The 12,370-nt window shown below is 65.9% G+C and carries 9 protein-coding genes; 2 read left to right on the top strand and 7 right to left on the bottom strand.

Annotation, left to right across the window (positions count from 1 at the left end; translation table 11 throughout):
* The first annotated feature begins 52 nt into the window (after positions 1-52).
* Positions 53-334: a hypothetical protein gene (locus BAC01S_RS35445; RefSeq protein ID WP_084168166.1), complete on the top strand. Its 282-nt coding sequence runs from the start codon at positions 53-55 to the stop codon at positions 332-334.
* A 201-nt stretch (positions 335-535) separates the two neighbouring features.
* On the opposite strand, the gene BAC01S_RS03710 is transcribed toward BAC01S_RS35445, so the two are convergent.
* The 3 genes from BAC01S_RS03710 to BAC01S_RS30210 form a co-directional block, all read right to left on the bottom strand.
* Positions 536-2,797 (bottom strand): ATP-dependent DNA helicase, encoded by a 2,262-nt coding sequence (locus tag BAC01S_RS03710; protein ID WP_027793551.1) that lies wholly within the window; start codon positions 2,795-2,797, stop codon positions 536-538.
* Between the two features lie 75 nt (positions 2,798-2,872).
* Positions 2,873-3,106 carry a DUF465 domain-containing protein gene (locus BAC01S_RS03705; protein ID WP_027793550.1) on the bottom strand — a complete coding sequence of 78 codons (234 nt, stop codon included), beginning with the start codon at positions 3,104-3,106 and terminating at the stop codon, positions 2,873-2,875.
* Positions 3,107-3,184: 78 nt separating this feature from the next.
* A complete protein-coding gene (locus BAC01S_RS30210; protein WP_245616497.1) occupies positions 3,185-4,288 on the bottom strand; it encodes a colicin transporter in 1,104 nt (367 codons plus the stop codon).
* A gap of 180 nt (positions 4,289-4,468) precedes the next feature.
* On the opposite strand from BAC01S_RS30210, the gene BAC01S_RS03695 reads away from it, so the two are divergent.
* Positions 4,469-6,811, top strand: coding sequence for a Tex family protein (locus BAC01S_RS03695; protein ID WP_027793549.1), 2,343 nt, complete (start codon positions 4,469-4,471; stop codon positions 6,809-6,811).
* Between the two features lie 118 nt (positions 6,812-6,929).
* On the opposite strand, the gene BAC01S_RS03690 is transcribed toward BAC01S_RS03695, so the two are convergent.
* The 4 genes from BAC01S_RS03690 to BAC01S_RS03675 all read right to left on the bottom strand — a co-directional run bounded on the left by BAC01S_RS03690 (position 6,930) and on the right by BAC01S_RS03675 (position 12,357).
* Complete coding sequence (locus BAC01S_RS03690; protein WP_027793548.1) at positions 6,930-8,816, bottom strand: potassium transporter Kup; 1,887 nt, start codon at positions 8,814-8,816, stop codon at positions 6,930-6,932.
* 311 nt (positions 8,817-9,127) lie between these two features.
* Complete coding sequence (locus BAC01S_RS03685; RefSeq protein ID WP_027793547.1) at positions 9,128-9,703, bottom strand: phosphoribosyltransferase; 576 nt, start codon at positions 9,701-9,703, stop codon at positions 9,128-9,130.
* Between the two features lie 14 nt (positions 9,704-9,717).
* Positions 9,718-11,064 (bottom strand): adenylosuccinate synthase, encoded by a 1,347-nt coding sequence (locus tag BAC01S_RS03680; RefSeq protein ID WP_027793546.1) that lies wholly within the window; start codon positions 11,062-11,064, stop codon positions 9,718-9,720.
* A 141-nt stretch (positions 11,065-11,205) separates the two neighbouring features.
* Positions 11,206-12,357: an ATP phosphoribosyltransferase regulatory subunit gene (locus tag BAC01S_RS03675; protein WP_027793545.1), complete on the bottom strand. Its 1,152-nt coding sequence runs from the start codon at positions 12,355-12,357 to the stop codon at positions 11,206-11,208.
* Positions 12,358-12,370 lie beyond the last annotated feature (13 nt).

Genomic DNA, 12,370 nt, shown 5'->3' with positions numbered 1-12,370 from the left:
ACCGGTATTATTTTGCGCTGTTGCTTACCTTTAACCATAAAAGGACGTGATCATGAAGAAATCCCTCCTCGTAGCATCCCTGCTGGCAGCTGTTGCACTGGCTGCGTGCAACAAGAGCAGCGATCAAGCCGCTGCGCCGGCTAGCGACGCAACCGCTGCTTCGGCACCGGCTGCTGCTGCTTCGGACGCTGGTGCTGCTGCTTCGGACGCTGGTGCTGCTGCGAGCGACGCTGGTGCTTCGGCTGCTGCCGCTGCTTCGGACGCTGGTGCTGCCGCTTCGGACGCAGCCGCTGCTGCGTCGGCTGCTGCTCCGGCTTCGGGCGCAAGCAACTAAGCATTCGCGCAAAGCCCGCGCGGAGTTCGCCTCCGGCGGGTATTGCTGCGAACCGCTGTGCATTCTGGCGGTCTCGCCGGATATACAGCGGGCAAGCAAAAAAAGCCACGAACTTTCGTTCGTGGCTTTTTTGTTATTCACCCTGCATAAAGCGCGGCAGCGCGCCGGTGTCATACAGAACGGCAACGCGTGCCGCGACACTCAATTCGCCGGATCTTCCGCTTCCTCGTCAAAGAACGCCTTCACCACCTCGATCTCGCGCGTACGCTTGAACGGTGGCAGGCTCTGCCAGATACGTCGGCCGTACGGCTTGTCGACAAGACGCGTGTCGCAGATCATCAACACGCCGCGGTCGGTTTCCGCGCGGATCAGCCGCCCTGCGCCCTGCTTGAGCGTGATGACCGCCTGAGGCAGCTGGTGGACCGCGAACGGGCTCAAACCCTTCTTCGTGAGCGCATCGAGCCGCGCAGCCAGCACCGGATCGTCGGGCGGCGCGAACGGCAGCTTGTCGATCACGACGAGCGAAAGCGCGTCGCCGCGCACGTCCACGCCCTCCCAGAAGCTCTGGCTACCCACGAGGATCGCATTGCCATAGGCGCGAAAGCGCTCCAGCAGCTCCGTGCGGCTCGCATCGCCCTGCACGAGCAGCGGCGTGTTCCAGCCGCGCGCCTCGATTGTGTCGCGCAGCTTCGCGGCAATCCGGTCCACCGCGCGCAGTGTCGTGCACAGCATGAAGACGCCCCCGCCCGAGGCCTCGATGGCCGGCAGCGCCGCCTCGAATACGGCGTCGGTGAACTGCGGCGACGACGGTTGCGGCATATTGCGCGGCACGTAGAGCAGCCCCTGCTCGGGGTAATCGAATGGGCTGGGCAGCGTCATCGAGCGGCGCGCATTCAAACCCATCTGCGCCGCATAGTGCGTGAAGTCCCCGCGCACCGAAAGCGTCGCCGACGTGAAGATCCACGTGCGCGGCACACCCGCGCGCTGCTTGGCGAAGATCGGCGCCACGGACAGCGGCGTCTCGTGCAGTTGCACCGTATGGGAGAAAACCTCGACCCAGCGGACCTTTTCGTCAGCGTCGGCGCGATCGCCCTCGCCTTCCTTGCCGGCTTCCGTCAAGTCGGCCTCGCGCATGGTTGCGGCATCCGTTTGCGGCGCCGTCCAGCCCGCGAGCATGCCTTGCAGTTCGCGCGCACGGCGCAGGCATGCGCCTAGCGACTCCGCGCGCTCCGCCTGCCCTGCCAGCGCCGTCGCCAGCACGACGAGTTCGGTCTGCAGCGCGTCGAGCGCATCGAAGAGGGGGTGATCCCCGGCAAGCTGTGCGATCGACAGCCGCAGCGAGTCCTCCTTGAACGCGAGCCGCGCGTCGCGCGCCGCGCGCTCGAGCGCCGCGCCGAGCTTGACCCACTCGACCGCGTCGCGCGCATGGCTCAGGCCCTCGGCCACGCAGTCGCGGGCAAGCTCGAGGAACTGCGAGGTCGAGAGCGTCTCGCCGAAGAACAGCGTCGCCGTTTCCGGCAGCTGATGGGCTTCGTCGAAAATGATCGTATTCGCGCTCGGCAACAGCTCGGCCATGCCCGTATCGCGCAGCATGATGTCCGCGAAGAACAGGTGGTGATTCACGACCACAATGTCGGCCTGCTGCGCCTCCCGGCGCGCCTGCATCACGAAGCAGTCCTTGTAGTGCGGACACTCCTGGCCAAGGCAATTCTCGCGCGTGGACGTCACCATCGACCAGACCGCCGCCGTCTCCGGCACGCTCGCGAGCTCGGCCTTGTCGCCCGAGCGCGTGATCTTCGCGAAGCGCACGATCTCCTGCAGATACGACGTCTCCTGGCGCGACGGCAGCCGGCCGTTGTCGGCCGTGCGCTGCAGGTAGTAGTGGCACAGGTAGTTCGAGCGCCCCTTGAGCATCGCGACGCTCACGGGCACCGCGAGCGCATCGCGCACCGTGGGAATGTCGCGCTGGAAGAGCTGGTCCTGCAGGTGCTTCGTACCCGTGGAAACGACCACCTTGCCGCCCCAGAGCATGGCCGGCACGAGATAGGCGTAGGTCTTGCCGGTGCCCGTGCCGGCCTCGACGATCAGCGTGTTGTCGCCGGCCTCGGCAACCGCGTTCGCGGCCTCACCGGCGCGATCCTGCGCGCCGGCGGCATCGCCGCCGCCCGGCTGACGCCGCGCCGGGCGCGACTTCAGCTCGAACATCTCCGGCTCGGGCAACCCTTTCGCGGCCGCCTCCATGGCCGCGGCCACGGCGCGCGCCATTTCGATCTGCGAGGCGCGCGGGCGATAGCCGTCGATCTCGCGGGCAAGCAGGCCGTCGGCGGCAAACAGGTCTTCGAGTTCGGCTGCGCGGCGCGCGGTCAGCGTAGCCGGCGCCGCGGCACGCGACGGACGTGCGTCGGCATCCGGCGCGCCGTCTTGGGGCGCAGGCCGGGATTGCGAAACGGTCGTTGAATTCAAGGCAAGCGGTTCCTGCTTGTTTCGGCGGGCGCGGCACTGCGGATTCCACGCCCCGGCGCCTGCCGGAACCCGGACTCAGCCGTGCCCGTTCGAAGTCTTCGTTGAATCGGGGTCCAGCTGCAATTGCAGCAGGATGATGTTGTCCTTGACCTTGAGCTTGCGCTTCTTGAGCTTCTGCAGTTCGAGATCGTCGCACCCCGGCGTCTCGGCCATCCGGTCGATCAGACGGTCCAGATCGCCGTGCTCGGACTCCAGCTGGAGTATCCGGTCCTGAAGGACCGTGGACTTGACTTCACGTTGCTCGCGCATGCTCGCCTCCTCGTGTTGAGCGGCGTGCCCCTTGTCGGTCGGCGCGCCTGAGGTTGCTGTCTGGCCAGGAAAAACGTGCTACTGGTCCTGCTGCTGCATCTGCTGCTGTTGTTGTTCTCGCTGCTGCTCTTGTTGCTGTTGCTGCTTTTGCTGCGCCTTCTCGGCCGCCTGCTTCTGACGCTGTTCCACGTCAGCCTTGTGCTTCGCCGCGTCTTCCTGCTTCTGCTGGAAGTGCTCGGCCTTCTGCTGCCGCTCTTCGGCCTGCTGCTGGCCCTGGCGGTGAGCCTCGTCCAGCTTCTGCTGGAAGTCGGATTGCTTCTGATCGTACGCCGCCTGGTTCGCCGCGTGCTGGGCCTGCGACTGCTCGCCCGCACGCTGGGCCTGATCCAGTGCGTGCTGTTGCTGCTTCTGCTGGTACGCCTGCTCGTTCGCCGCTCGCTGCGGGGCCTCCGCCGCGCGCTGGGCCTGATCCAGCGCGTGCTGCTGCTGCTTCTGCTGATACGCCTGCGTATTTGCCGCCTCGTTGGCGGCGCGCTGCGGCGCATTGGCCTCATCTTGCGCCTGCTGCAACGCGGCCTGCTCGTCGCGGCGCCGCGCGCGCTCCGCGCGCTGCTCCTCGTCGAGCTTCAACTGCTCGCCGCGAATGTCCGCCTGCACGGCCCGCATCTCGTCGCGCGCCTTGCCGATACAGTGGTTCACAAAAAACGTGCTGTAGCAGTCGTGCTGCGCGACTGCATAGCGATAATTGTTCTCGGCCGAGCGGCGGTCCAGCACCTTCTGCCGCGCGTCGAAGCCGGCCTGGACGCTGTCCTGCGCGCCGCCGTCTCCTGTCACTGCACCTGCAACTGCACTTGCTCCCACCGCCGGCGCCGCGTCCAGCGGCCTCGCCGTGACACCCGTTCCCGAGGCTACCCAAGGCACGCCGGGGCTATTGTCCCGTTGCACCGCGGCACTGGCCGCCTGGGCGGTTCCCGCCGACGCCGCCGCACCGGACGCCGAATCCTCCTGTGCCGCTACCGGCACGCTCGCCACGGCGTACAGTGCAACAGCGCAAGCTGTCAGACGGGCGGCGGTACGCCACGGGGCGCCTTTACGCCTGCGGAGGGTGGCAAGGTTCAAGCCGGGGGACAAACGGGGAAGCAAGCGGGAGATCGTCAACGTCTTCGGATGGCTGCGGGACATGCCTGAAATTCTAACACCCCCCGGGTTGAGCGCTCCGGCATTTATGGCAAAATGCCCCGCTCCACCGGCCGGCGGGCCGCCCCCCTCCGGGGTCTGCCCCGTTCGACCGCGCAAGTGCAACCCGATCCCGAAGCCTGTTCGCGCAAGCGTCGCCAGGCCCTACAGGAATACCCAGACCCTATGACGGAAACCGTAGCACTCAAGATCGTCCAGCGTATCGCCGCCGAACTGACCGTACAGCCTCGCCAGGTGGCAGCCGCCGTGCAGCTTCTCGACGAAGGCTCGACCGTTCCGTTCATCGCCCGGTACCGCAAGGAAGTCACGGGCAATCTCGACGATACGCAGCTGCGCACGCTCGAAGAGCGGCTCCTGTACCTGCGCGAGCTCGAGGAGCGCCGCGCCGCGATCCTCGCGAGCATCGAAGAGCAAGGCAAGCTCACCGGCGAGCTGCGCACGGCCATCGAAGCCGCGGACAGCAAGCAGGTTCTCGAAGACCTCTATCTGCCGTACAAGCCGAAGCGCCGCACGCGCGCACAGATCGCGCGCGAAGCAGGCCTGCAGCCGCTTGCCGATGCCCTGCTCGGCAATCCGCTGCTCGACCCGCAAACGGAGGCCGCACAGTACGTCGATGCCGAAAAGGGCGTCGCCGACGTGAAGGCCGCCCTCGACGGCGCGCGCGACATTCTCTCGGAACAGTTCGGCGAGACGGCAGAGCTGCTCGGCAAGCTGCGCGAGTGGCTCCACAACGAGGGGCTCGTCAGCTCGAGCGTGGTGGAAGGCAAGGAAGGCGAAGAAGGCGAAAAATTCCGCGATTACTACGAGTACTCCGAAACCATCAAGACCGTGCCCTCGCACCGCGCCCTCGCACTCTTTCGCGGCCGCAACGCGGGCGTGCTGATGGTGAAGCTCGGCCTCGGCACCGAGCAGGACGCCCTGATGCCGCATCCGGGCGAAGGGCGAATCGCGCGCCATTTCGGCATCGCAAACCAGGGACGCCCCGCCGACAAATGGCTCTCCGACGTCTGCCGCTGGTGCTGGCGCGTGAAGGTGCAGCCGCACCTCGAAAACGAACTGCTGACGGGCCTGCGCGAGCAGGCCGAGACCGAGGCGATCCACGTGTTCGCGCGCAATCTCAAGGATCTGCTGCTGGCCGCGCCGGCGGGCCCGAAGGCCGTGATCGGCCTCGATCCGGGCCTGCGCACGGGCGTCAAGGTGGCCGTGGTGGATCGCACGGGCAAGCTGCTCGCGACCGACACGATCTACCCGCACGAGCCGCGCCGCGACTGGGACGGCTCGCTCGCGAAGCTCGCGCGGATTGCCGCGCAAACCCAGGCGGAGCTCATCAGCATCGGCAACGGCACGGCCTCGCGCGAAACCGACAAGCTCGCGAGCGAGCTGATCTCGCGCCATCCCGAGCTGAAGCTGCAGAAGATCGTCGTGTCCGAAGCGGGGGCTTCGGTTTATTCGGCGTCCGAACTGGCGGCGAAGGAGTTCCCCGAGCTCGACGTCTCGCTGCGCGGCGCCGTTTCGATTGCGCGCCGCCTGCAGGACCCCCTCGCCGAACTCGTGAAGATCGAGCCGAAGGCGATCGGCGTCGGCCAGTACCAGCACGACGTGAACCAGCGCGAGCTCGCGCGCTCGCTCGACGCCGTGGTCGAGGACTGCGTGAACGCCGTGGGCGTGGATGCGAACACAGCTTCGGTCGCGCTGCTCGCGCGCGTCTCGGGGCTGAACGCCACGCTCGCGCGCAATATCGTCGATTACCGCGACGCCAACGGCCCCTTCCCGTCGCGCGAGCATCTGAAGAAAGTGCCGCGGCTTGGCGACAAGACCTTCGAGCAAGCCGCGGGCTTCCTGCGCATCAACGCCGGCGACAATCCGCTCGACCGCTCCTCGGTGCACCCCGAGGCGTACACGCTCGTCGAGCGCATGCTCGCGAAGATCAAGCGCTCCATTGGCGACGTGCTGGGCAATCGCGAGGCGCTCTCGGGTCTCTCGCCCGCAGAGTTCGTCGATGAACGCTTCGGTCTGCCAACGGTTCGCGACATCCTCAGCGAACTCGAAAAACCGGGCCGCGATCCGCGCCCCGAGTTCAAGACCGCCACCTTCCGCGAAGGCGTCGAGAAAGTCTCCGACCTCGTGCCCGGCATGCTGCTAGAGGGCGTCGTGACGAACGTGGCGGCGTTCGGCGCGTTCGTCGACATCGGCGTGCATCAGGACGGCCTCGTGCACGTCTCCGCCATGTCCACGAAGTTCATCAAGGACCCGCACGAAGTCGTGAAGGCCGGCCAGGTCGTCAAGGTGAAGGTGCTCGATGTCGACGTGAAGCGCCAGCGCATCGCGCTCACCATGCGTCTGGACGACGATCCCGCAAGCGCCGCACAGCGCAGCGGCAATGCGGGCAACAATTCCGGCAGCCGAAACGGCGGCAGCGGCAGCAATGCAGGCCGCCCGCAACGTTCGCGCGACCCGGAGCCGGGCGGCGCGATGGCAGCGGCGTTCGCGAAGCTCAAACAGCGGTAAGGCGCGAGCGCGGCGCTTCGCGCGCGGGGGCCTGTGGTAAGCAGGCTCGCGTCGCGCGACACCCCAACGAATAACGGCACCGAAGTGCCGTTATTTTATTTCCGCAGCACGCCGCGCGTCAGATCTCGATCTTCGTCCCCAGCTCCACCACGCGGTTGGCAGGAATGCTGAAGAAATCCGTGGGCTTCGCCGCGTTCTGGTGCATCCACGCGAACACGCGCTCGCGGAAGATCGACATGCCCGGCAACTGGGTAGGCACCACCGTCTCGCGAGCGATGAAGAACGACGTATCCATCATCTCGAAGGTCATGTCGTGCGTGCGGCCCACTTCCTGCAGCACCGCCTTCACGTCCGGCGTCTCGTTGAAACCGTAGTCCGCCTTCACGAGATAAAGCCCGCCGCCGATGTCCTGCACGCTCAGGCGCTCCGCCTCGGACACATAGGGAATGTCGCGAATCACGAAAGTCAGGAAGATGGTGCGCTCGTGCAGCACCTTGTTGTGCTTGAGGTTATGCAGCAGGCTGACCGGCACCAGCGTGTTGCTGCCGGTGAGATAAATCGCCGTGCCCGAAACGCGATGCGGAGGATGCGCGAGCAGCCCCTGCAGGAAGGGCATCAGCGGGATGCCGTCGGCGGCCGTGCGCTCCTTCACGATCATGCGCCCCTTGTACCAGGTCATGAGGAGGAAGAACAACAACGCGCCGATGCCGAGCGGCAGCCAGCCGCCCTCTTCGACCTTCAGCAGGTTCGCGCCGAAGAAGCCCAGATCGACCGCCAGGAAGACGCCGATGATCAGCGCGACGAGCGCCTTGTGCCACTTCCAGATTTCGATCATCACGACGCACAGCAGCACCGTGGTCATGACCATCGTCGCCGTCACGGCGATACCGTAGGCCGCGGCCAGATTGTCCGAGCTCTTGAAGCCGACCACGATGCACAGGATGACGAACAGCAGCAGCCAGTTCACCACCGGCACATAGATCTGCCCGATCGCGAGGTCGGACGTGTGCAGCACCTTCATGCGCGGCACGTAGCCCAACAGGATCGCCTGGCTCGTGAGCGAATACGCGCCCGAAATCACGGCCTGCGAAGCAATCACGGTCGCGACCGTCGAGAGCACGACGAGCGGCAGCAGCGCCCAGTCGGGCGCGAGCAGGAAGAACGGATTCTCGATGGCGTGGTGATCCTGCATCAGCAGTGCACCCTGGCCGAAGTAGTTCAGCACGAGCGACGGCATCACCAGCACATACCAGGCCACGCGGATGGGCTTCGCGCCGAAGTGGCCCATGTCGGCGTAGAGCGCCTCCGCGCCGGTGAGCACCAGCACGACCGAGCCGAGCACGACATAGGCCTGCAGCATGTGTGCGCCCATGAAGCTGACGGCGTAGTACGGATTGAGCGCCGCGATCACGCCCGGGGCCTGCACGATACGCGAGAGGCCGAGCACGCCGATGGTCACGAACCACAGCACCATGATCGGCCCGAACAGCCGGCCGACGAGCGCGGTGCCGTGACGCTGGATCCAGAAGAGCGCGATCAGGATCACGATGGTGAGCGGCACCACGAGATGGGAGAGCTTGGGCGCCGCGATTTCAAGACCTTCCACGGCCGAAATCACGGAGATGGCGGGCGTAATCACCGCGTCCCCATAAAACATGCACGCGCCGAAAATACCGAGGCCCGTGAGGATCAGCGCGGCGCGGCTCGTGCGCTTGAACGAGCGCAGCGCCAGCGCCATCAGCGCGAGCACACCGCCTTCGCCGTTGTTGTCGGCGCGCATGACGAACAACACGTACTTGACGCTGACGACGATCATGATCGCCCAGAAGAGCAGCGAGATGACGCCAAGAATGGAGGTGTCGTTGAGCGGAATGCCGTGGTCCGGGCTGAACGCTTCTTTCAGCGAATAGAGCGGGCTCGTGCCGATGTCGCCGAACACGACGCCGATTGCCGCAACGGCCAGCGCCGGCAGAGACTGCTTTGCCACGTGTGTGCTAGTTGTCATATACGCGGAGATCCGTTTTCGAGGCGGAAAATAAAAGCGACCGCTATTCTAAACCGGCTACGTGACCCCAACGACACCCGTTGTGGTCATGCCACGTCGTCCATTCCGGCGAAGTGTAGCATTGCCCCCCATTCCATCTATCCTCACGTGTTCATCCGGGCATTTGCATCGCCCCGACACGAAAACGTCATGCAAAAAAACGGAGCCTCGAAAGGCTCCGTTTTGCATGGCCGGCGCAGAGGGCTCATTGGGTGAGGCTGGGCACGATTGGTTGCACTCACAACAAACCTTGTCTCGCGCCCTCACGTTCGTCAGGACTGCGATTCGGCTGCGTTCGCCTGCTGCAGGCCGCGCTTGATCCACGCGCCCAGATTGTGCGGGCGCACCGTGTCCCACTCCTCGAATGGCTGGTGAATCCACGGATTGGTCGGCAGATGCTGCACGAAGTAGTCGGGCTTCACCTTCGAGCAGCCCTTGTACCACAGCACCGCCGAACGCACGCCCGTCACAGCCGGATAACGATCCTTGAGGTGCTGCTGCACGCGCGCGAGCGTGACGCCCGAGTCGACGAGATCGTCGACGAGCAGCACGTTGCCCGCAAGCTCGCCGCGCGTCATCGTGATGTATTGCGCGATATCGAGATCACCCTGCTGCGTGCCGGCGGCTTCGCGATACGAACTGGTCGCGAGGATCGCGAGCGGCAGGTCGTAGATGCGCGAAAGCTGGTCGCCCACGCGCAATCCGCCGCGCGCGAGGCACAGGATCTGGTCGAACTTCCAGCGCGATTCGTGCACTGCGAGCGCGAGCAGCTCGATCAGCCGGTGGTACTCGTCCCAGCCGACCCACAGGTTCTTTTCGTCGTTGCGCGGGTCCGTCATCTGAATCATCGTGCGCTACCCTCTTACGCCTTGAACGGATGACGCAGCAGGATCGTCTCGTCGCGATCGGGACCGGTCGACACCATGTCGATCGGCACGCCTGCCACTTCCTGCACGCGCGTGAGGTAGGCCTGCGCGCTCTTCGGCAGCGCGTCCCACTGCGTAATGCCGATCGTGCTTTCCTTCCAGCCCGGGAAAGTTTCGTAGACCGGCTCGCACTCCGCGACCTGCGAGGCGCCGCGCGGCAGAATGTCGACATCCTTGCCGCTTACCTTGTAACCCACGCAGAGCTTCACTTCGTCGAGGCCGTCGAGCACGTCGAGCTTCGTGATGCACAGGCCCGTCACGCCGTTGATCTGGATCGAACGGCGCAGCGCGGCGGCGTCGAGCCAGCCCGTGCGGCGCGGACGGCCCGTGACCGAACCGAATTCCTTGCCGACCTTAGCGAGCGTGAGGCCGACTTCTTCCTGGCGGTCGGCGTTGTCGGCGTCGTAGAGCTCGCTCGGGAACGGGCCCGAGCCGACACGCGTGCAATACGCCTTCGTGATGCCGAGGATGTAGCTGAGCTGCTGGGGGCCTACGCCCGCGCCAGCCGATGCCGCGCCCGCCACGCAGTTGCTCGACGTGACGTACGGATAGGTGCCGTGATCGATGTCGAGCAGCGTGCCCTGCGCGCCTTCGAACAGCAGGCTGCCGCCCGAACGGTTGACGTCATAAAGGCGACGCGAAACGTCCGTTACCATCGGCTTCAGACGGTCGGCGTAGCTCAGCATCGTGTCGAGCGTCTGCTGGAAGTCCACGGGCGCCGCGCCCAGGTACTGCGTGAGCACGAAGTTGTGGTAGTCGAGGTTGTCGCGCAGGCGCTCGGCGAACAGTTCCGGCTCGAACAGATCCTGCACGCGCATGCCGCGGCGCGCGACCTTGTCTTCGTACGCCGGGCCAATACCGCGGCCGGTGGTGCCGATCTTCGCGGCGCCGCGCTTTGCTTCGCGCGCCTGGTCGATGGCGATGTGATACGGCAGGATCAGCGTGGTCGCGTCGGAAATGAAGAGGCGCTTCTGGACGTCGATGCCCGCGCTTTCGAGTTCGCCGATTTCCTTGAACAGGGCTTCGGGCGACAACACCACGCCGTTGCCGATGTAGCAGGCAACGCCCGCGCGCATGATGCCCGACGGAATGAGGCGAAGAATGGTCTTCTTGCCGCCGATGATGAGCGTGTGGCCGGCGTTGTGACCGCCCTGGAAGCGCACCACGCCTTGCGCGTGGTCCGTCAGCCAGTCGACGATCTTGCCCTTGCCTTCATCTCCCCACTGGGTGCCCACGACGACGACGTTGCGCCCCGGGGTTACATTCACTGCGCTGGCAGACATGGTGTTTCGTTAGCTGGTTAAAAACGTATTCTACCTGGGTTCGGGCGCGAGCCCGCTTTTTTTCCCGAAATAGCGGGAATTTTCCTTATCTCTCAACGGCCTGGGCGGGTTCGGACGCTCGGGCGCTTGTTCCTCTCACGCTCAGGCGCGCGCCTCGACCACCCAGGTCCCGTTGCGCTCGATCAGCACGCGGTCGAACGCGAATTCGTCCATATCGTGCTCGTGGCCCGGTAGCGCCTGGATCACGACCTCGCCCGCGTCGCGCAGCGCCGCTACGGCAGTGCGCAGGGCCTCGTCGTGCCGCCAGGGCGCGAGAATGGCGCTGCTGCGCGCCTCAACGGGCGAAATACGGGCCACTTCGCGCAGGTCGAGCGAGAAGCCCGTTGCGGCACGCGCGCGGCCATAGGCCTCGCCCACCTTGTCGTAACGGCCGCCGCGCGCCACGGCGTTCGGCACGCCGTCCACGTAGGCCGAGAACATCACGCCGCTGTGATAGGCATAGCCGCCCAGATCGGCGAGGTCGATCATCAGTTCCGCACCGTCGATCTCGTTCACGAGGAATGCCAGATCGTCCAGCGCGCGCGCGATGCCCGGCAGCGCCGGCAGGCGCGTGCGCGCCTGCGCCAGCACGCCGGCGTCGCCGTAGAGCGAGGGCAGCGCACGGAGCGCGTCGCGCGTGAGCGGCGCGAGCGCCTCGGTCAGCTCGGCGAGGCGCGGCACGTCCTTGCCTGCCAGCGCTTCATGGAGCGCGTCGCCAAGCGCCGCTACGGCCGGATCGGCTTCGACCAGCGCCGCGAGCACGCCCGCATGGGACAGGTCGAGACGCACCTTGGCAAGGCCCGCGAGACGCAGCGCGTCGAGCAGCAATTGCTGGATTTCGAGGTCGGCTTCGAGCCCCGCATGGCCATAGATTTCGGCGCCGATCTGGATCTGCTCGCGCGTGGCATGCAGGCCGCGCGGACGCGTATGCAGCACGTTGCCCGCGTAGCACAGGCGCGTCACGCCCTGGCGGTTCAGCAAGTGCGCGTCGATACGCGCCACCTGCGGCGTGATGTCCGCGCGCAGGCCGAGCGTGCGGCCCGACAACTGATCGACGAGCTTGAACGTGCGCAGGTTCAGGTCGCGCCCGGCGCCTGTGAGCAGCGACTCGAGATATTCGAGCAGCGGCGGCATGACCATCTCGTAGCCATATGCGCGGAAGCGGTCCAGCAGGCGGCGGCGCAATTCTTCGATCTTGCGCGCCTCGGACGGCAGCACGTCCGCAATATTCTCGGGAAGTAACCAGGTCGACATCGGTTGAGTCCTA

The organism is Paraburkholderia acidipaludis NBRC 101816 (assembly GCF_000684975.1).
Classification (GTDB): Bacteria; Pseudomonadota; Gammaproteobacteria; order Burkholderiales; family Burkholderiaceae; genus Paraburkholderia; species Paraburkholderia acidipaludis.
The sequence above is the reverse complement of the archived record's forward strand: the minus strand, read 5'-3'. Positions and strand labels throughout refer to the sequence as shown.